Source organism: Nocardia sp. CA-119907, assembly GCF_050955995.1.
In the GTDB taxonomy this organism is placed as follows: domain Bacteria; phylum Actinomycetota; class Actinomycetes; order Mycobacteriales; family Mycobacteriaceae; genus Nocardia.
In genome coordinates, this window is the sequence record NZ_CP192091.1 from 3721311 (window position 1) to 3742695 (window position 21385).

The window sequence follows — 21385 nt, forward strand, 5'->3', positions numbered from 1 at the left end:
GGGCGCGGGTGCCTGCTCGGCCATCGCCGCGCTGGTCCGGGGCACCGGAAGTCGTCGGTAGGTGTCATTCGGGGCGTGTGTCATTGGTACCCGCAGGACAGGGCGATCGGCCCTGCCGATGCCGTGCGTGCGGGCGCACAGTGGTGCTACCTGCCGAACCGGTCCGCAGTCTGCGCCGGCTCGTGATGTCGAGGAGATGCCCGAGATGATGTATTGGTATGACCACGATCTCAATGGGTGGAGCTACGCCTGGATGAGCGTCGGGATGGTGTTGTTCTGGGGTCTGCTGATCGCCGCGTTCGTCCTGGTGGTTCGCATGATCACTCGTTCCGATCACCCGGCGTCGACCGGTCCGTCGCTGCGGACGGCTGAGCATCTGCTCGCGGAGCGCTTCGCGCGCGGCGAGATCGATGAGAAGGAATACGTGAGTCGGCTCGAGACGCTGCACGCGCATGCCGCACCGCCGGGGTCACGGCGGTGATGAACGGTCTTCCCCGAAAGAGGCACTGAAGAGTTGGTGGCCGGTGCAGGCGAGGGCTCGGCATTGCGTCCTGATATGCCGCGCGATGGCCCACCGGGCGATCCCCTCCGTTCGCCCGGTGGACCCGCGTCAGGTGCGGTACGTGCGCGCGACCAGGGCCGAGCGCAGGTACCAGAGCCCGGACGGCTGGGACGGATCGAATCCGGTGAGCTGTCCGATGCGCTTGAGCCGGTAGTCCACGGTATTGGTGTGCACGTGCAGGACCCGGGCGGTGCGCTGCCGGTTGAGGTTATTGCCGATATGGCGTTGCAGGGTCTCCAGCAGTTCGGGATGTTCGTCGAGGGGATCCAGCAGCGAGCCGAGGTATTCCCGCCCCGGACCTGGTCGGGTCAGCTGGTATTCGAGGGCGAGTTCGTCGAAGTGATACAGCCCGGCCACCGCCTGCAGCCGCTGCACCATATCGAGCACTTCGTGCGCTTGGTCGGCCGCGTTCGGAATCTGTTCCGGCGTGGCCTGGACCATTGTCACGGTGATCCCGACCTGTGCGGCCTGCGACAGGCGCGTCACCACGGCTTCGAGCTGATCGTTGTCGAATTGCTTCGCGGGGATCAGCACGGTGCCGCCGTCCACACTGAGCAGCGACAGCGCGCTGGCACCGCACTGCGTCGCGAGTTCGGCCTGCAGTCGACGCAGCTTGCGCCGGGCCACCACCTGGGCGTCGAGCATCGGATTGCTTTCATCGCGATGGGGCGGAATGGCAACGGCGAGAACGTTATAGGAGTCGGCGATGGCGATGCCGCATTCGCGTGCCATGGTCGAGGTGCTGTGCCCGCCGAGCAGCGCCGAGGTGAGGGTGTGCACCGCGGTGTGGTGCTCGCTGACGACCGCGCGCAGCTCGCGGATATAGGCGACCGAGATCGCCGAGGTGAGCTTGTCCAGCAGTGCGACAACCATCTTGGCGCCGTCGACGAGATTGTCGTAGTCCTTCATCGTCGCCTTGGACACCACCAGCTGGAGGCCCATCTGGAAGCCCTCGTGGATGGAGTGCAGGATGGTGTCGATCGGCACGCCCTCGCGGGCCCACCCGGCGGCATGGTCCTCGAGCCGCCGCACCTTCTCCGGGATGTCCTTGCCGTCCAGCATGCTGACCGCGATCTCCAGGCAGACCCGGGTGCTGGCGGTGAAATCGCCGGTGATCGCTTCGCCCGGCATCGTCGCGCACGGGATGACATTGTCGACGAAGTGGCCGACCATCTGCCGCGACAGCGCGCGGACGTCCTTGAGTGGTGACGACATCGGCTTACCCGAGAGGGTCAGGGTCGGCCGTGCCGAGTGGTCGACGGACATGGGCGACTCCTTTTGCCTCCAATGTTGCTGTGTGGCGCATTCACACTAACCGCCCGAGGTTGGCTGTGGACCGGTTCGCACGGTTCTGTGAGAGTGCGCCAGCCGGGCCGGGATGCCCTTGTGACGGGTCACAGTGTTTCAGAGGGGCTACCAGCGAGTAATGAGAGCCGTCACATCCGTGGATCGGACCAGAAGTTAGCGGGGAGTTCGGGAGGGGCGCGCGCCGTGCGGCGCGACGTAAAAATGTCGTTACGCGACTTTGCATTCGGCCGCGAAATGTGTTAGCGCGCAATCCAAAAGAAAAATACCGATGAGTTGGTTTGGAAACTCTGCTGTCCGCTCAGTGAACCGGGCGTGAACAGCGCATTTATTGGAAATTGATCCCGACATCCGATGGTGCGGTCTAATTGATGAATTATCTGTGACCGCAAATCGCGGAATGTGTTGTCTCAGACGGGGACTCGTCAGGCCCCCTTTTCGGTGGGTATGCGTGGGTCTCGCGCACTTTGCCGAGTCGAATTAGCGAGACAGTTGCTGTCGGCTCGAACCGACTGTGCGGCAAGGCTATTGAGATTGCCAGCCGCAAATCAGCGGTGTACAGATGTGTGCATGCACCGCTGTGATTGCTAACAGTTGTGCACATGGACGAGATATTGGACGTAACAGTCCCGATTGCCGTATCGGAGGGCAAGTGAGCGCAGTCTCGACTGGTGTTGAATTCCGCACTGACCAGCAGAGATTCATGATTGGTTCGGCGGAGTCCACGGTCTCGGTCCGCGTTGCGCGCATGGCGGACGCGGCAGGTTCGAGTGCGACGGAGGGTGAGTGATGACCGGGTTGAACGATGTTCACGAGCGGGTGCGCGAACTCTTTTCGCGGGGACTGCGAGTGCCCGAGATCGATGTGAATGCGCCGTTGCTGGATTATGGCTTGGACTCGGTGCGGTCGGCCGAACTCGTCATCGAACTCGAGCGCACCTTCGACATCGAGATCTCCGATGAGGAGGCCGCGACGCTGCACACCGCCCGCGACGTAATCGACTGTGTGGTGGCCAAGTCCGCCGCGAATCGGCACTCGGGTATCGGAGCGTAGGTCTTGTCCGCGAGCGTTCTGTTTCCGGAACAAATTAATTCCGCCGCCATTGTTTCCGAACACGAATTATTCGATGATTTCGCCCGGCACAACCGCCCGGGGCTGGCCCGGCTGCTGCGTGCGTGCCATCTGGATCTGGTGTATGCGGGTGCCGAAAGTGACTACCTGATCCGCCCGGATGGTGCGCGGGTATTGGATCTTGTCGGCGGTTTCGGAGCGGCACTGTTCGGGCACAACCATCCGGCGCTGGTGCGGGTGGCGACCGCGCGGCTCAATCAGCAGACCCCGTTCGTCGCCCAGGGCAGTGTCCGGCCCGGGGCCGCGCGGCTGGCGCGACGGCTCTCGGCAGCGGTGGCGGCCAGCACCGGCCGCGACTACGTGGTGAGCTTCGGATCCACGGGCGCGGACGCGGTCGAGGCGGCGATCCGGCACGCGGCCGTCGCGCATGCGCGTGCACTCGGTGAGCTGGAGACCGAACTGCGTCGCTCGCTGCGCCGGGTTCGGCGCGACGGTCTGCCCGATGTGCGTCCGATCACCGTGGCCGACAATGGATCCGGTGCCATCGACGACGACGGCCGTTCGGTCGCGGAGATTCTCACCGAATCGCTGCGCGAGATCGATGAACTGCGCCGTCGCGGACCGATTTTCGTCTCCCTGTCCGGAGCCTTCCACGGCAAGACCGCCGGTGCGTTCGCGCTGACCGAGCAGGCCGATACCCCGTCGGATCTGGTGGTGCCGGGTCCGGAGCGGCGCAGGCTCGAGACCTGGGAGCCGGAGGAGGTCACCGCGGCGTTCGCCGAGGACCTGCGACCGGTATGCCGGATCACCTTCGACGGCACCGGCCGGCCGGTGCGGTCGTGGACCAGGATCTCGCCGATCGCGGCGGTGTTCGCCGAGCCGATCCAGGGCGAGGGCGGTGTCCGCGAGGTTCCGGCGGCGACTCTGCGCGCATTGCGCGAGTTGGCCGACGTGCACATGGCGGCGCTGGTTTTCGACGAGATCCAGTGCGGCATGGGCCGCACCGGAACGTTCCTGGCGTCGACGCCGTCGGGGGTCGCCGCGGACTACTACCTACTCTCGAAGTCGCTGGGCGGCGGCCTGGTGAAGATCTCGGCGCTGCTGGTCGACCGGCAGCACTCCATCGCCGATTTCGGCCGCTACCATACCTCGACCTTCGCCGATGACGACCTGTCCTGCGCCGTCGCCGATGCCGCGCTGGACCTGCTGCGGGACAACCAGATCCGCGTTTCCGATACCGGCGCGCGACTTCGGTCCCGGCTGGACGAGGTGGCGCGACGCTGGCCGAAGGAGATCGTGGCGGTCCGCGGTCGCGGACTGCTGCAGGGCATCGAACTATCGCCGCTGGAACCGGCATCGGCACTGCTGCGCGAGATCTGCGATCCGGAGATGTTCGGATACGTGGTGGCCGGCTATCTGCTGCACGCCCACCAGATCCGAATGCTGCCAACACTTTCCGCGCCGACCACGCTGCGTATCCAGCCCTCGGCCTTCCTCGCCGATGTGGAGCTGGACCGGCTGGCGGCGGCGCTCGACGATCTCGCCGCACTGCTGCATCGCGGCGACTATCCACGGCTGCTCGCGCATCTGGCCGCCCCGGTCACCACGAATTGGCCGGTGCCGGAGCACAAGTCGCCGTCACGGCGGCACACCCATGAGGTCGCGCGCGAATGGAACGCCCCGACCAGGGTGGTCTTCCTCGCCAATCTGCCCGATGCCGCGGATCTGCGCAGATTCGCACCGGAACTGGCCGAATGGTCCGACGGCCAGTTCGCCGCACTGTTCGAACGGCTGCGCGGGGTGGCCGAACCCTTCGAATTGACCAGGCAGATCGTCACGTCGCCGACCGGCGCCGCGGTCGAGGTCTGCCTGATCGCGGTGCCGATCTCGGCGGAGCAGATCATCGAATGCCAGCGCGCCGGACATCGCGCCTGGCTGCGCGATCTGGTGCTCGAGGCGGTGGAGCAGGCGATCGCTCTGGGCGCCACCGTTATCGGGCTCGGCGGCTACACCTCGATCGTCACCAACGCCTCGCGCGATGTCATCGAGGACACCGTCAAGGTGACCTCGGGCAATTCGCTCACCGCGGCCTGCGCCTACGAGGTGGTCCGTGCCGAACTCGCCCGCCTCGAACCGGGGCAGCGGCGGGTCGGGATCCTCGGCGCGCTGGGCAATATCGGCGCGGTGATGGCGGAACTGCTCGCGCCACTGGCGGATTCGGTGACCCTGGTCGGGCGCGCCGGATCGGCGTCGCGGCTCAAACGGGTCGCATCGTCGCTGCCCGGCGCGGTAACGGTCAGTGAGGACCTGACCGCGCTGCGGACCTGCCGCATCGTCCTCACCGCCACCAATTCGGCCGTGCCCGTGGTCACCGCCGAGCGGCTGGCCGACGACCATCCGGTGCTCGTGGTCGATCTCGCGGTCCCCGGCGATGTGGATCCCGCGGTGTCCCACCAACCGAATATCACCCTGGTCTCCGGCGGGCGCATGGCGCTGCCGCTCGGCCAGACACCACCGTTTCCCGAAACCGGGCTGCCCGCCGGGGTCGTCTACGCCTGTATGGCCGAAACCATTCTGCTCGGTTTCGAACCGCGCACGGCGAGTCCGTCCTATGGCGGCCTGACCGCGGCAGGTGTGCGCGCCGCCCGCGATCTCGCCGCCCGTCACGATGTGCGCCCGGTTCTGCTTCCGACAGGAGCTCCCACCGTGTCCGAAACTCCCACCGCAGCCACACCCGCCCCGATGTTCCTCGGCGCGGCCGATTTCGCACCGGACCGCGCCGGTGGCAAGGCTGGCACGCTGCACGAATTGATCGTTGCCGGATTCGAGGTCCCGCGCGGCTTCGTCGTCACCGCCGATCTCGATCTGGCCCAGGTCTCCGACGAGGACCTGAGCGGCTGGGTGCGCGCACTGGGCGGTTTCCCGGTCGCCGCGCGCTCGAGCGGTGTGCTCGAGGACCTCGACGACGCCAGCTTCGCCGGTCAGTACGAGTCCTATCTCGATATCACCGATGTGGTGGCCCTGCGCGGATATATCGAGCAATGCCGAGAGTCGGTGCACAACGAGCGAGTTCGCACCTATCTGGCCCGGCACGGATACCGCGAGGCAGGCGCCTCGGTGGCCGTGCTGGTCCAGCGCATGGTCGAGGCCCGCTGTGCCGGAGTGGGTTTCAGCATCGACGCGCTCACCGGCATCGAGGACAACGCGGTCGTCGAGGCGTGCAACGGCCTCGGTGAACGACTCGTCTCCGGACATGTCGCGCCGACCAGGTACACGCTGCGGTTGTTCGACGGGTCGGTGGTCGAGCGGGTGGCGGGCGATGAGGATGTGGAGCTGAATGCCAGCGCCACGGCGGAACTCGCCGCGCTCATGCTCGCGGTGCAGGCGCACCGGCACCGTCCGCAGGACATCGAATGGGCCATCGACGGCGACGGGAAGCTGTGGCTGCTGCAGGCGCGGGCCATTACCGCTATCACCTGGCGCACCGATATCGACCAGTTCTCCGATGCCGATCTGCGTGACGGTGGCGTCTCGGCACGCGTCTGCACGCCGATGATGTTCTCGTTGTACGACAACGCCTTCCAGCATTCGATGCAGCAGTTCATGGAGCGGTTGAAGCTGGCCGAACCCGGTGTGGAGCCGGACTGGATGGCCATGTACTACGGCCGCGCCTACTGGAACGTCAGTGCTGTCAAGCAGTGCTTCTTCCGCATTCCCGGCTTCGACGAACAGCATTTCGACGACGACCTAGGTGTACTCAACGACTACGGTCCCGCCGGAGCGCACCGCACCCCAACCAATGCCAAGACCATCGCCAAGGCGCTGCCAGCGGCGTTGGCCGTGCCGAAGAGCTACCGGGACCAATTGGCCGCGGTCGAGGCCTTCGCGGCCGAATGGCCCGCGAAGTACGCGGTATGGCGCGAGCGGGTTCGTGAGCTGCCGCGCACCGACGAGGCCACCTTCGTCGCCGATCTGGCGGACTGCCTGCTGACCTTCCACGCCAACACCGAGCGCACCTACTTCACCACCATCTACAACAACTCCAGCGTGCAGACCGACTTCAAGCAGCTGCTCGACAAGGTCGACGCCGCGACCGGCGCGACCACCTCGGCGATCGATCTGATGGGCGGGCTCGCCGATATCAGCCATATGCAGTTGCAGCGCGGCATCGTCGAATTGCACCGGGTGGCAGGCGATCACGGACTCGACAGTCCCGAGTGGACCAAGGCCATCGAGGCCTTCCTGGACGAGCAGGGTTTCCACGCCGATGCGGAGCTGGATCTGACCAGTCCGCGCTGGTCGGAGGAGCCCCAGCGGGTGCGATCGATGATCGCGGTGATGCTCGAACACGGCACCGCGCCAGCGGATCCCGATGTGACGCTGGTGGATCAGCGCAAACGCTATGAGGACGAACTGGCCGCAGTGCGTGCGCGGGTGCGGGCCAAGCCGCTGGCTCGGGTCAAGCACGCCAAGGCGCTGGACAAGCAGGTCGATCGGATGCGTCGGTATCTGGTCGCGCGCGAGCGGATGCGGGAGTTCTCCTCGCAGTGCTACGCCATCGTGCGCGCCTATGTCGTCGAGGCCGGGGTGCGGCTCGCCGCGGCGGACACGCTCGAGCAGGCCGACGATGTGTTCCAGCTGTCCATCCACGAGCTGAGCGATCTCGCGGCCGGACGGGTGGACATCGCCACGCTCGCACCCCAGATCGCCTACCGCCGTGCGGTGTACGCGGGCTATCGGGATCTGGAGCCGCCGCATGAGCTCGGCGGTGGCGTCACGGTGGGCGCGGTCCGCGAGATCGGTGACGGTGATCTGACCGGACTCGGATGCAGTCCGGGTGTCGCGGAGGGCACCGCCCGGGTGATCACCTCGCTGGCCGATATCGATCAGCTGCGTGAGGGCGACATTCTCGTCACCCGGTTCACCGATCCGGGATGGACGCCCGCGCTCGGGCTGGTCGCCGCCGTGGTGACCGAGGTCGGCGGGATGCTCTCACATGCCGCGGTCATCGGGCGCGAGTACGGAATTCCGGCGGTGCTCAATGTCGCGGGTGCGACGACGGCGGTGCGCTCCGGACAGCGGATCCGGGTCGACGGTGGTGCCGGAGTCATCAGCGTGCTGGAGGTGGCCGTGTCATCCGAGGCGGCGCCGCTGGCGCTGGTGTCCGGTGGCGGCGACCACGAACAAGTCCTCGATATCAGCGTGACCGCCGTCGCGGAACCGGAGCCGCCGCGGAAGCGGCCGGTACCCGCCGAACCACCGGTGTCGGAGCCGGATGAGCCCGCGCGTGCCCTGCCATTGCGGCCCACGCAGCCCGAACAACAACCCCAGCCCCCGGAGCGTCCGGCGGCCAGCAGAACGGATGAACCACTGACCGCACGCAAGCGCCTGATCTGCATCGCCGGTGCCGACGGATCGGGTAAGACGACCCAGGTGGCCCGCATCGCCGCGGAATTCGAGGCGCAGGGCCAGAGCGTTGCCGCCGTGACCATTTGGGATGCGTTCCTCGACCCGAAGGTCTCCTCGAAACTGCCCTGGCGCAGTCCGGCCGAGATCTACGGCTACTTGAAGCTGCTGTCCCCGCTGAGCCGGGCACACTTCCTGTTCCACGCCATGCAGCTGTCCTTCGATCTGGCCGCCGAGCGCGGCGCGGACATCCTGCTGGCAAATGCCTACTGGTACAAGTACTTCGCCACCGAGGTCGCCCACGGCGGCGATGCGACGGTGCTGCGCAAGCTGGCGGCCGGTTTCCCGGAACCCGACCGAACCTTCTACCTCTCGGTGCGTCCGGAGGATGCGCTGGGGCGCAAGCAGTTGCGCAGCGACTATGAAAGCGGCTACGGCGACGAGGAGACCTTCCTGGAATTCCAGCGCCGCAGCCACGACGCGTTGGAGGCACTGTCGTCGGAGTTCGGCTGGATTCGGCTGGACGGCACCGCCGCTCCAGCCGATATCACCAAGGCCGTACTCGCCCAACTGCGGGAGGACGACCGGTGAGCACCGAGACAGTAATGCGCGGCGATTCGCTGGGAGCCGATGTTCGGGCGACGGGCAGGGCCCGCCGTGTCGCGATCGTCGGCATCGACGGCGCCGGCAAATCCTCGGTGCTGGCGCGATTGCGCGAATTGGCACCGGTCACCGGCTCTTTCGCCTCGATGACCTGCCCGGACTTCCACAACACCAGGAATGTGCCGCTGACCGAGCTGTCCCAGCAGCTCAAGGCCTTCAGCGTCGGATGCGACGAAATCGCCAGCCTGGAGATGAAGGCCACGGCGATGTATCTGCAGATGACGCTGTTCGGCCCGGTGGAGCGGCATTTCCTGAGCACCTGGTCGCCGGATGTGCTGGTCTTCGAACGGCATCCGCTGATCGAACTGCTGGTCTACGGACCGCTGTATGTCGCACTGGCCCGGCCGGAATGGAACGGTCACGACCGCGCCGCGGAGATCGCGGCCGTACTGGAACGCCACCGGCCGGGCACCTTCGATGACATCCTGGCCTGGCAGCGGTCCGAATCCGCGCGCCTGGGCAGCTCCCCGGATATCTGGGACCTGCTCTCGGAAATCGCGGATCTGGTGCGCCGGGACGTGACCGAATCGGTCCCCGGCTTCGCCGACCGCTTCCGCACCACCCTGCCCGACGCGGTGCTCTGGCTGGACACGCCGCCGGAGCAGGCAGCGGCGCGGTGTGCGGAACGTTCGGGGGACGGGCCCAAGGAGGCCCATGAAACCGCAGAGCGGCTCGGAGCCCTGCGTGACGGATACCTACAGGTGCGCGACACCCTCGCGGCGGCCTTCCCCGAAGTGGAATTCCACCGCATCGACACCGCTGACGGTGTCGACCTGGAGGAGTCGGTGCGCGCCTGCGTGACGGAAGGGAAGTTGCTCGGATGAGTACACAGGCAGGCACCCCGGCCATCGATATCGAGGCGCGGGTGCGCGCCATTGTCGGTGAGGTGCTATGGGTTTCGGCGGAGGATATCGACGCCTCGGCCCAACTGATCGACTACGGACTGGATTCGCCGACGGCCATCGAGCTGACCATTCAGCTGGAGCAGGCCTTCGGCATCGCAATTCCGGAAGATGCCGCGGCACAGTTGAATACGGTCGGCCAGATCGTTCAGTACGTGCGGGGTGAGCAGTGACCTCGCCGACTCCCCAGCATCCGACTATCGTGCACGCGCTGCTGGCCAACGCCGAGCGTGCCGCGACCGGCCCGTCGACGATCTTCGTCCCGGAACGTAGCGGTGACGGGTCCGGCGGCGAAACCGCCTGGCGCCATGATGATCTCGCGGCCGCAGCGGGACGGAGCGCGGCCGCATTGGCCGCGCAGGGAGTCGAGCCGGGGGATCGGGTGATGCTGTGCCTGCCCACCTCGCCGGAGTTCGTCACCGCATTCTTCGGGGCCTTGCTGCTCGGTGCGGTGCCGACCGCGGTGGCCACGCCGGGTGGCTTCGGTTCGGCGGATATCTTCCGGGACAAGTTCACTCGGCTGCTCGCCTATCTGGAACCAGCGGCGGTGGTCGCGACACCGTCGGTGCTCGCTGGGGGAGCACTGCCGGATGCCGTGGCGGCCATCGATGGCGATGTGCTGCACGCCGTGGCCTGTGCACCGGATGCGCCCACGCTGGCCCCCAGGCTGCCCGAACCGGGGGATCTGGCCTTCATCCAGGCGACCTCCGGGTCGACCGGAACGCCGAAGGGCGTGCAGGTCACCCACGCCAATCTCGCGGCCAACTGCGAACAGATCGCCGCGGTCGCCTCGATGGGGTGGGGCGACACCTGGGTCGGCTGGTTGCCGCTGCACCACGATATGGGGCTGATCGGCGGATTCCTGACGCCGGTGTTCCGTGGCTTCGATGCGGTGCTGATGCCGCCGAGTCGGTTCCTGCGCAGTCCGGGGGATTGGTTGCGCGCGGTCAGCCGGTATCGCGGAACATTCACGGCGGCACCGAATTTCGCCTACGGGTATGCCGCGGCCAGGGTCACCGATGCCGAACTCGACGGCGTCGACCTGTCGAGCTGGCGATTCCTGTTCTGTGGCGCGGAGCCCATCCATCCGCCGACCGTGCAGCGCTTCGTCGATCGATTCGCCGCGTGGGGGCTGCCGAAGGACGCGCTGGTGCCGTGCTACGGAATGGCCGAGGCCTCCCTCGCGGTCACGGTCAATCGCCCACACGCGCCGATCGCCTACGACTCGATATCGCGCCGTGCGCTCACCGGAAACGGTGTGGCCCTCGATATTCCGCAGGACGACCCCGACGCGATGCACATCGTCGACTGCGGCGCACCGCTGCCGGGCACCGAGGTTCGCATTGTGGCCGAGGACGGCGCGATCTGCGGTGCGGATGTCGTCGGCCGCATCCAGTTCCGCGGCCCCTCCATGACCACCGGCTACTTCCGGCTGCCCGTGGAGACCGCGGCCGCCACCGGCGACGGCTGGTGGGACACCGGCGATATCGGCTACCTGCGCGAGGGCCGGTTGCGCATTACCGGCCGGCACAAGGACCTGATCATCATCCGCGGCGCGAACTACCTGCCGACCGATTTCGAACTCGCCGCACAGGAGGTCGCGGGTGTGCGATTGGGCGGTGTCGCCGCGGTCGGCCATGCCGATACCCAAGGGCTTTCGGAGGAACTGCACCTCATCGTCGAATCCGGTGCCGACGCAGACGAACACGATGCGCTGCGGCGGGCCGTGCGCGTCGCGGTGAGCAAGCGCACCGGCGTGCTGCCCGCCGGAGTTCGGGTGGTGCCGCCGCGCAGCATCCCGAAAACCACCAGTGGCAAGGTGCAGCGCGCGGAGGCTCGGCGGCTCTTCCTGGTCGAGGACGATCTGGTCGGCGCCGGGGGCGCGGTATGAGCGTGCAGCCGAAGTTCCGCGGCCGTCGGCTCGGCGGCCCGACGCTGCGGCATCCGCTCGGCGTGTATCCGGACTACCGCGCCGACCCGCTCGCGCTGTTCTACGAGCAGGCCGTCGCGCACGGCGGCAGCGTCCGGTTGCGCCTGGTACATCAGCAACTGCACCTGCTGGTGGAGCCGGACCATATCAACCAGGTGCTGGTCACCAATGCGGCCAAATACGAGAAGGGGATCAGCTACCAGAGCCTGAACCACCTGCTCGGACCCGGCCTGCTCACCAGCGGCGGCGAACTGTGGAAACGCCAGCGCGCCTTGATCAAACCGGCCTTCTCGCGTCGCCACGTCGATACCGAGATTCCACTGATGCAACAGTGCGGGCAGCGGATGCTGAACCGGCTCGACGGGTACGCGGCGAGCGGCACGGCCTTCGACCTGGTTCCCGAGGTGATGGGCTTCGCGGCCGATGTGGTGTGCCGCGCGGTCATGGGCGCCGATATCGACGGCGTGCTGCCGCAGATCGAAGATGATGTGCGCGAGGGTGTTTCGTGGGTGATGCGGCATATGTCCGCACCCATCCAGGTGCCGCCGAGCGTGCCGACTCCGGCCAACCGGCGCTTCCAGGGCGTGCTCGAACGGCTGCATCGTGTGGTGGACAGCGTGATTCAGCGGCACCGGGCCGCCGAGGCAGACACGACGTCCCTGCTGGCGCGGCTGCTCGCCGCCCGCGATGACGCCGGACACGCCATGGACGACGAACAGTTGCGTCACGAGGTGCTCACCTTTCTGCTCGCCGGCCACGAGACGACCGGCGGCGCGATGGCGTGGACGATCTACGAACTGTGCCGCAACCCGGCCGTTCTCGCCCGCGTGCACGATGAGATCGATGTCGCGCTGGCGCTGACCGACGATGTCGGCCGGGTGCTGCCCGCGCTGGAGCTGACCGGTCGTGCGATCGACGAGGCGATGCGCCTGCACCCACCCGCGTGGGCGTTCAGCCGCACCGCGCTGGAGCCGGACAGCTTCGACCGCTTCGATCTGCGACCGGGCGCGATCGTGGTGATCAGCCCCTTCGTGAATCACCGACTTCCCGAATTCTGGGATTCCCCGCTGACCTTCGATCCCGATCGGTTCACCAAGGAACAGACCAAGGCTCGCCCGCCGTTCCACTACTTCCCGTTCGGCTGGGGCGCACATCTGTGTGTCGGCCAGCATATGGCGCTGACGGAGTTGCGGGTCGGTATCGCGATGCTGTTGGCCCGCTACGACATCGAACTCGTCAATGGCATGCGGGTGCGGGAGAACCCGGAGATCTCCAATACCCCCGATCCGGTACTGGTGCGGCTCACTCGGCGTGCGCCCGCGGTGCCGACGGCCAAGACCATGCAGGAGGCCGCGCAATGAGTACAGCATCGAGAAGCGATTCGACGAGGGGTGGTGGCCGGGTGACGGGTGGGCGTACAGCATCGAGAAGCGATTCGATGATGGGCGGTGGCCAGATGGCGGCTGAGCCCGGAACAGCCCTCGGCGCGACAGTCAGCGACATCGCGCTGGCCGCCGATGCCACGCTGACGACCCAGGTCGGCGCCAAGGCGGCGAACCTCGGCAGGCTGGTGGCGGCCGGATACCGAGTGCCGCCGTTCGTGGTGCTCAGCTCCGCGGCCTGCGCACGCATACTCGAACCGATCCGCGGATCCATCGCCGCGGAACTGGATTCGCTCGAGTACACCGATCCGTCCGCGCTGCGTGCGGTGTCGGCGCGCATTCGCGCGCTCATTCTCGCCACGGCGATACCGGCGGACATTCGAACCGAACTCGACGCCGATGTCAGTGAAATCATCGATCGCACAGCACAATCCGATATCCGACTGGCCGTACGCTCCTCGGTGAGCGGCGAGGATTCGGCGACCGATTCCTTCGCGGGTCAACTCGATACGCTGCTGAATATCGCTCCCGCGGAGGTATCCGGGGCGGTGCTGGAAGTCCTCGCTTCCGCCTATTCGGAACGGTCGCTGTTCTACCGGGCGCACCGCGGTCTGGACAACGCCGAGATCGACTGTGCCGTTTTGGTTCAGGTGCTGGTCGACAGTGCCGTCTCCGGTGTCGCCTTCAGCTGCAATCCGCAGACCGGCGATCCGGCCGAGGCCGTGGTCTCGGCCGCGCTCGGACTCGGGGAGGGGGTGGTCGCCGGAACCGTCGAGTGTGACACCTATTTCGTCGATACCGCCGCGCGCACCATCGTGTCCCGCTCGGTCGCCGAGAAGCAGAGCAGAGTGGTGGTGGCCGCCGATGGTTCCGGCACGGTCATCGAAGAGATGGCCGCAGTCACCGATCAGGCGCTCACCGACGCCCAGGTGGTCGAACTCGTCGACACCGCGACGGCATTGGCCGAAACCTTCGGCACCCCACAGGATGTCGAATGGGCCTATGACGCTGGCGGAGTGCTGTACCTGCTCCAGGCCCGTCCGATCACCGCGACGGGCGCGCGCGAAACCATCTTCGACAATGTCAATGTGGCCGAGTCCTATCCCGGCCTGTCCACTCCGCTCACCTTCTCCATCCTGCGCAATGCCTACGAACAGGTATTCCGGGCCTGCCACAAGGACTTCGGCGCGAGCGGCGCGATCGTCGACCGCAATGCCGCGAGCCTGTACCCATATCTGGTCGGCACCGCGCACGGTCGCATCTACTACAACATCAGCAATTGGTACCGGCTGTTCCTGCAGATTCCCGGCATGGAGTTCGCCATCGAGGGCTGGGAGGCCGCCCTCAATATCGAGAACCGCTACCAGCGTCCCGCCGCACCGAAACGCGGTCTGGCACGGGCGAAGATGTATCTGCTGCGGCTGCGCATCGCGGCCATTATCGCCGTCGGCTGGTTGCGCCTGCCGCGCCGACTGCGCGCATTCTTCACCGAATTGCAGTCCTTCACCGCCGACCTGGACCGCCGCCTCGCCCCGGAGACGCCGGAGCGAGAACGGGACCCGGAGGCGCTGCTGGAGTGGATGGAACGCTGCCTGCACGAACTCGTGCCCGCCTACGCGGTGCAGATCTTCAACGACTTCCTGGCCCAGCAGATGTTCCACGTGGTCGGACTGCTGCTGGAACGTGAAGGTCTCACCGAGACCGCCGCCATCACGCTGCGCAACGAATTGTTCTGCGGCGAAGAAGGTGTCGACAGCGTCGACCCGGTGCGCTCCGCACTCGCACTGACCGCAACGGTCCGGTCCGATGCCGCGCTGCGCGAGTTGTTCGAGGGCCCGCTGGAGCCGCAGGAAGTGTGGAAAGCCCTGGCGCAATCCGGATTCGCCGAATTCCGCGCCGCCTGCCTGCGCCACATCGCGCTGTTCGGCGACCGCACCGTCGATGAGCTGAAGCTGGAGACCGACCCGCTGGGCGAACATCCGGAGCGGCTGGTGCCGATGCTGCGCAACTATCTGCGCGGCGGTCAGAACATCGACGAGATGGCGGCGCGCGAGAAGCTGATCCGGCGCGAGGCCGAGGCCACCGCGGCGGCACTGTTCGGTGGAAAGTTCGCGCAGCGGACGGTATTCCGGTTCGCACTGAGTCGCGCGCGTGAGCACGTCAAACAGCGCGAGAATATGCGTCTCGGCCGCAGCCGCTCATTCGGCCTGGTAAAGCGGGTGTTCCGCGAGTACGGCAGGCAAATGCACGCGGCGGGACTGCTCGACGATCCGCGCGATATCTTCTGGCTCACCTACGAGGAGATCGCGGCACTGACCCGCGGTACCGCCGTCGATACCGATGCCGCGCGCACGGTGGCCACCCGCAAACGCGACCATGAGCGGTGGCGCACCGAGGAGCTGCCGACACGGATCGTCACCGCGGGTATCGCGGCCGTCGGCATCAACGATCCGGCCTTCGAACATCCGGCCCCGACCGGCGATTCCGGCAGTGTGCTGCACGGAATCGGCTGCGCGCCGGGCCGCGTCGAAGCTCCGGCATTGGTGCTGACCACACCGGAGCCGGATGTGGTCGTCGACGGGCAGATCCTGGTGGCCGCCAGCACCGATCCCGGGTGGGTCTTCCTGATGGTGGCCGCAGGGGGACTGGTCAGCGAGAAGGGCAGTCCGCTCTCGCACACCGCCATTATCGGCCGCGAACTCGGCATCCCCACCGTCGTCGGAGTTCCGGGCGTCACCCGCCTGGTCGCCAGCGGGGATGTGCTGATTCTCGACGGCAAGGCCGGAACCGCAACCATCGTTCAGGAACACAGCTCATGACTTCCACCGCGGCCGTCCCGCACCAGACCGGTGCCGGGCACGGCGAGAACTTCAGCCTCGAACACTATCTCGATCCCGCCGCGCACACCTTCGAACAGCGCTTCGAGGATTTCCGGCCCTATGTCGCGAATGCGCGCGGCACCGGGTTCGTGCTGCGCGAGATCACCGGGCCGGCCGGACCCGTCGTACAGGTGCGCGATCCCGACGGTGGTGCGGTCCGCGACCTGATCATGCTGGGCTCGAACAACTACCTGGGGCTCGGCAACGAACCCGAGATCGTCGAGGCCGCCGTCCGTGCCGTCCGGGAATTCGGTGTCGGCCACGGTGGGCCGCCGCTGTTGAACGGCACCACCTCGGTGCATCGGCGGCTGGAGGAACGTCTCGCCGAGACCAAGGGCTGCGAATCCGCGCTGGTCTTCTCCTCCGGCTACGCCGCCAATGTGGGCTGGGTGACCGGTCTGCTGCGCAACGGCGACATCCTGCTCTATGACGAGCAGAGCCACGCCAGCCTCTACGACGGCATCCAACTCGGCCGGGTCCGCTCGATGGCCTTCGACCACAATGACCTTCGGCATCTGCGTCACCGGCTGATGCAGATCCGCTGGCGCAATCCGGGTGCGAATATCGTGGTCGCCGTCGAGGGCGTGTACTCGATGGACGGCGATATCGCGCCGCTGCCGGAGATCCGGGCGCTGTGCGATTCGTTCGGAGCCTGGCTGGCCATCGACGACGCGCACGGCACCGGTGTCCTCGGTGCGCAAGGTCATGGCACCGCCGAACATTTCAGTATGGGGCCCGGATCGGTCGAGCTCTATATGGGCACGTTCTCGAAAGTGTTCGCCACCACCGGCGGCTTCGTTGCCGGCTCGAAGGATCTGGTCGATACGCTGCGCTTCTTCGCGCGGTCCTACATGTTCTCGGCCTCGCTCGCGCCCGCGGTGGTCGCCTCGGTGCTCGCCGCCATCGATTTCATCGACGCGCATCCCGAGCGCATCCGCCAATTGCACGACAATGTCGACTATTTCGTACGGGAATTGCGCCGAATGGGCTTCGCGGTCGATCCGCAGACCGCGATCATTCCGATTCTGGTACCGCAACACCTGGCCGTCGCCGAGGTGGTGGCGGCGCTGCACGCCGAGGGCGTCTTCGTCAATGGCGTCGAATTCCCGGCCGTGCCACGCGAACAGCAGCGGCTGCGGATCAGCATGATGGCCACCCTCAGCCGGGAGCAGCTGGATTTCGCGCTGGAGAAGATCTCGGCCGTCGCGCGCCGCTTCGCCTTCCACCCCGAACAAATCGGCACCACCGAATACGAAGGAATCCGCTGATATGACCGGAACCGAGATCGCCGCTGGCGCAACGGCTTCCGAACGTCTGCTGGTGCACGCCGCACTGGCGGACCCGAGCCCGGACGAGCAGTCCGAATTGGCGAAGCTCGCCCATGAGATCACCGATTGGACTGAGGTTTTCGAGCTGGCGAAGGTCAATGCGACTGTCCCGCTGGTGCAGCGCCGCCTGGAATCCGAAGACCTCTACGAGCTGGTGCCCGCGTCGGTTCGCACGCATTTCGCGAGCGTGACCGATCACATTGCCGCCGTTAACGATCGGCGTTTGGCCGGTGCCCTCGAGCTGTTGCGGCGCTTCGATGAACGCGGTGTGCGCTGTGTGGTGCTCAAGGGCATGCTGTTCTCGACGGAGATCTATCACGACCCGCGCTATAAGCGGATGAACGACCTCGACATCCTCGTCGAACTCGACCAGGTCGACACCGTCATCGAGATCTACCGCGAACTGGGGCTTTTCGCCACTTCGGAACTGCTCGGCAAGGCGCCCAAGGTGCGCGCCGAGCGCTCCCATCACCTGCCCTCGTTCGTCTCCCGTGACGGCACATTGGTCGTCGGCACGCACTGGGGCCTGATCACCCCGCTCGCCCCGTACACCATCGATTACACCGCCATCTGGAACCGGGTGCGGCGCATCGACTTCTACGGTGTGCCCGCCTGGGCCATGTCGCACGAGGACAATCTGCACCACCTCGGCATCCACCTGCCCTACTACAAGACCGGTGTGCGCGAACTCGCCGACATTTGGAATCTGGCACGCTACGCGACCGATCTCGATTACGACGTGCTCGCCGGTGAAATCGCCAAAGCGGGCAGTGAAAACCTGATGTACCACGCCCTTTCGCTGGCCGATCGGATCGTCCCCATTTCCGAATTCGCGGCCCTGATCGGCTGGATCGCTCCCGAGATCAACCGCTTCACCCGCTATGACACCGCGCGCAAGACCGCCGATATCCACGCCCTGCTGCGCAGCCGCTCCACCCACACCTCGCGCATCGAGAAGGCCTATACCGAATTCAATATGACCGCGGTCGCCGCCGAGAAGCGCGGCAGCTTCGCGCGGCTGTGGTCGGATCTGCTGCTGGTACCCGGCGCGGAGGCGCGCAAGATGAGTTCACTGCGCGACCCGTCGGCGCTCTCCGACCTCGGCGCGCGAATCTCGGCTCCGTACCGCCTGACCCGGGTATTCCAGCGCGACCTCGGCCGCTGGCTGTTCCCGGCGGCTCTGGCCAAGACGGTCTTCGATCTCGGTGCCGCCTATGGTTCGGAACTGGCGAGCCGGGCGGGTCTCGGCACGAGCGCGGCCGAACGTCCCGGCATCGACGAATACGCGGCGCGGCTCGGCCTGACCCGAGACGATCTGCAAGCGGTTCTGGACAGCCAAGAATGAGCACAGCGTCGCGCAGCGACCCGATGAGGGGTGGTGGTCGGGTGGCGGGTGGGCGCGCCGCGTCGCGACGGGGTGCGCCCGGATATCGGACCGTGCTGTGGGACCTGGACGGCACCCTGGTGCGGCTGCACCGGCGCAGGTTCAAGACGCTCATGCCGCTGGCGGCCGCGCAGGTGTTCCGCGAGTTGACCCCGCGGCATCGGTTTCTGCGCGTCCTGTACGGCGTGCTGAAGCAAGTGCGCGCCAACGACACCGAGCACACCAATACCGAACTCATGGTGCGGCTGCTCGCCGACCGGCTCGGCATCGCACCCGATGCCGTCGCGACGCAACTGAAGATCCTGGCCGAGACGGGTTTTCCACGCCTGCGGCAGTGCTTTCCGCCCGAGCCGTGGGCGCTGGATACGGTGACCCGGCTCCAGGAGGCGGGCATCATGCAGGTGATCGCGACCAATCCGCTGTGGCCGGACAGCACCGTCGTCACCCGGCTGGGTTGGGGCGGCTACGACCCGTCCGCCTTCACCTTTCGCACCAGCGGCGAGAACATGCGCCGTTCGAAGCCACGCATCGAGTTCTACCGCGAGCTGCTGGATCGGCTCGGCGCGGAACCGGGGGAGTGCGTGATGATCGGCAATGACGCCGCCAATGATGCGCAGGCGGCGCGCATCGGAATACCAGTTTTTCTGGTGAATGTGCCGGAATCAGCTGTCCCACAAGAGTGTTCGAGTACCGGTCTAGTAAGTACCGGGGGTTGGCCCCGGCTGCGTGAGTGGCTGGGTATCGAGGAGGATTAATGCTCGTCGTCCTGAATCCACAGTCCAATGCCGGGACGGCCCTACAGCGGTGGCGTCCGGTCGAACACGCCTTGCGCGACCGGGATACCGATCTCACCGTCGAAATGCCCAGCGACGCGGAGCAAGCCGCGAAGGTGGTGCGCGCGAGTTTCGAGTCGGAGGCACCCGATGTCATTGTGGCGGCGGGCGGCGACGGCATGGTCAACCTGGTCCTGAACGCGATCATGGATTCCGAGACCGACCGACCGCACCGCGGAGCGGAGAAGACCGCGCTGGGCGCGGTCGGCCTCGGCAGCTCCAATGACTTCCACAAACCGGGGCGAACCAGGATCGCCGATATCCCGGTCCGGCTCGGTCCGGCCGAGCTCGTCGATGTCGGCAAGGCGACCATGCTGCTGCCCGACGGCACCCGCACGGTCCGCTACTTCCTGCTCAATGCGAGCATGGGACTCGTTGCGGCGGGCAATCATTCGTTCAACCACGCCCACGGCCTGATCGGCTGGCTGAAGTCACGCAATGTGGAGGCGGCCATTATCGCCACCGCGCTGAGCAATATCGCCACCCACAAGCCGCTGGCCATCCAGGTGCGCGGCTCGGACTGGGTGCACACCGCGCCGATCACCAACGTCGGCGTACTCAAGAGTGTGCACTTCGCCGGAGGCATGTACTACGACACCCCGGTCACTCGCGCCGACGGCCGCTTCGATATCAATATCTGGGAAGCCGCTGGCCGTGCCCGGATTCTGGGTCTGATCGCCGGCCTCTACCGTGGCAAATTCGCGGGCTCCGCACTGGCCACCTGCCACCGCGACACATCGGTGGAACTGCGCCCCGCCGCGCCGGCGCCGCTCGAATTGGACGGCGAGATCACCATCGTCGAATCGGCGCGTCTCGAGGTATTGCCGCAGGTGCTGAAGGTGTGTGCGCTATGACCGTCGTCCTGGTGACCGGTGCCGCCAACGGTATGGGTGCGGCGACCATGGAATACCTTGCACGAGTCGGCTATACGGTCGAGGGCAGTGACAAGGTCGCGCGGGCGGGCGTGTGCGCGGTCGATGTCCGCGATACCGAGGCGGTGCGCGGTTGGGTGAAGTCCGTGCACGCACAGCACGGGCGGATCGATGCCGTGGTCACCTTTGCCGCCTACGGCATTGTCGGCTCGGTGGAGGAGACCGACCCGGACGAGGCCGCTGCGCTGATCGACACCAATGTGATCGGCGCGCACCGCGTACTGCGCGAGGTGCTGCCCATCATGCGGGCACAGGGCAGCGGCCGCGTGATCGTGGTGAGTTCCGGTGCGGGTGCGATCGCCGAACCCTACGGCGGCTGGTACTCGGCCACCAAGGCGGCCATCGAACGTCTGGGTGAGGCCACGCGCATGGAGACCGCCGCATTCGGCATCCATGTTTCAGTGCTGGCACCGGGGTGGACGGTCACTCCGATCATCGATTCCGCTGTGCGCGTTGCCGATCCGATCGAGGCGTACACACCCGATCGGATCTCGGTGCTGGCGCGGGTCACCGGCTATCTCGAGGCCGGACAGCCCGCCGAGGCGGTAGCCAGGAAGGTGCGGACGATCCTGGAAGCGGATGAACCGCGCCAGACCTACCTGTGCGGCAGCGATGTTCGGCTGTCGTTCTGGACCCGGCGATTCACGCCCGCGCGGGTCTACGAACGCCTGGTCCGCCGCTACTACGGCTTTTGACAGGAGCATTTGCGGGCGGTACCGGTAGGATCACGTCGGCCGGATGGGCTCCCAGGAAAGCGGGGGCTTGCCCGGCACCTGCCGTTCGCTGGATGGTGTGCTGGTACCCCATC

The 21385-nt window shown here is 66.6% G+C and carries 14 protein-coding genes; 13 read left to right on the forward strand and 1 reads right to left on the reverse strand.

Annotation, left to right across the window (positions count from 1 at the left end):
* Positions 1-205 precede the first annotated feature (205 nt).
* A complete protein-coding gene (locus tag ACQP2D_RS16625) occupies positions 206-481 on the forward strand; it encodes an SHOCT domain-containing protein (protein ID WP_433685675.1) in 276 nt (91 codons plus the stop codon).
* A 129-nt stretch (positions 482-610) separates the two neighbouring features.
* On the opposite strand, the gene ACQP2D_RS16630 is transcribed toward ACQP2D_RS16625, so the two are convergent.
* A complete protein-coding gene (locus tag ACQP2D_RS16630) occupies positions 611-1828 on the reverse strand; it encodes a PucR family transcriptional regulator (RefSeq protein WP_433684589.1) in 1218 nt (405 codons plus the stop codon).
* A gap of 828 nt (positions 1829-2656) precedes the next feature.
* On the opposite strand from ACQP2D_RS16630, the gene ACQP2D_RS16635 reads away from it, so the two are divergent.
* From ACQP2D_RS16635 to ACQP2D_RS16690, 12 genes are all read left to right on the forward strand, one after another.
* The gene (locus ACQP2D_RS16635) at positions 2657-2920 is read left to right on the forward strand and encodes an acyl carrier protein (protein WP_433684590.1); all 264 of its coding nucleotides are present in this window, start codon (positions 2657-2659) and stop codon (positions 2918-2920) included.
* Between the two features lie 3 nt (positions 2921-2923).
* Entirely contained in the window at positions 2924-8935 is a 6012-nt protein-coding gene (locus ACQP2D_RS16640) for an aminotransferase class III-fold pyridoxal phosphate-dependent enzyme (RefSeq protein ID WP_433684591.1), read from the forward strand.
* The gene (locus ACQP2D_RS16645; RefSeq protein WP_433684592.1) at positions 8932-9831 is read left to right on the forward strand and encodes a hypothetical protein; all 900 of its coding nucleotides are present in this window, start codon (positions 8932-8934) and stop codon (positions 9829-9831) included. The genes ACQP2D_RS16640 and ACQP2D_RS16645 overlap by 4 nt, the downstream gene beginning before the upstream one ends.
* Positions 9828-10082 (forward strand): acyl carrier protein, encoded by a 255-nt coding sequence (locus tag ACQP2D_RS16650; RefSeq protein ID WP_433684593.1) that lies wholly within the window; start codon positions 9828-9830, stop codon positions 10080-10082. The genes ACQP2D_RS16645 and ACQP2D_RS16650 overlap by 4 nt, the downstream gene beginning before the upstream one ends.
* Positions 10079-11800 carry a fatty acyl-AMP ligase gene (locus ACQP2D_RS16655; RefSeq protein WP_433684594.1) on the forward strand — a complete coding sequence of 574 codons (1722 nt, stop codon included), beginning with the start codon at positions 10079-10081 and terminating at the stop codon, positions 11798-11800. Before ACQP2D_RS16650 ends, ACQP2D_RS16655 begins: the two co-directional genes overlap by 4 nt.
* A complete protein-coding gene (locus ACQP2D_RS16660; RefSeq protein ID WP_433684595.1) occupies positions 11797-13200 on the forward strand; it encodes a cytochrome P450 in 1404 nt (467 codons plus the stop codon). The genes ACQP2D_RS16655 and ACQP2D_RS16660 overlap by 4 nt, the downstream gene beginning before the upstream one ends.
* A gap of 95 nt (positions 13201-13295) precedes the next feature.
* On the forward strand, positions 13296-16040 hold the full coding sequence (locus ACQP2D_RS16665) for a PEP/pyruvate-binding domain-containing protein (RefSeq protein WP_433684596.1): 2745 nt from the start codon (positions 13296-13298) through the stop codon (positions 16038-16040).
* Positions 16037-17368 (forward strand): aminotransferase class I/II-fold pyridoxal phosphate-dependent enzyme, encoded by a 1332-nt coding sequence (locus tag ACQP2D_RS16670; RefSeq protein WP_433684597.1) that lies wholly within the window; start codon positions 16037-16039, stop codon positions 17366-17368. The genes ACQP2D_RS16665 and ACQP2D_RS16670 overlap by 4 nt, the downstream gene beginning before the upstream one ends.
* Before the next feature lies 1 nt (position 17369).
* Positions 17370-18773 (forward strand): nucleotidyltransferase domain-containing protein, encoded by a 1404-nt coding sequence (locus ACQP2D_RS16675; RefSeq protein WP_433684598.1) that lies wholly within the window; start codon positions 17370-17372, stop codon positions 18771-18773.
* Complete coding sequence (locus tag ACQP2D_RS16680) at positions 18770-19567, forward strand: HAD family hydrolase (protein WP_433684599.1); 798 nt, start codon at positions 18770-18772, stop codon at positions 19565-19567. The genes ACQP2D_RS16675 and ACQP2D_RS16680 overlap by 4 nt, the downstream gene beginning before the upstream one ends.
* The gene (locus ACQP2D_RS16685) at positions 19567-20499 is read left to right on the forward strand and encodes a diacylglycerol/lipid kinase family protein (protein WP_433684600.1); all 933 of its coding nucleotides are present in this window, start codon (positions 19567-19569) and stop codon (positions 20497-20499) included. The genes ACQP2D_RS16680 and ACQP2D_RS16685 overlap by 1 nt, the downstream gene beginning before the upstream one ends.
* Positions 20496-21272, forward strand: coding sequence for an SDR family NAD(P)-dependent oxidoreductase (locus ACQP2D_RS16690; protein ID WP_433684601.1), 777 nt, complete (start codon positions 20496-20498; stop codon positions 21270-21272). The genes ACQP2D_RS16685 and ACQP2D_RS16690 overlap by 4 nt, the downstream gene beginning before the upstream one ends.
* Positions 21273-21385 lie beyond the last annotated feature (113 nt).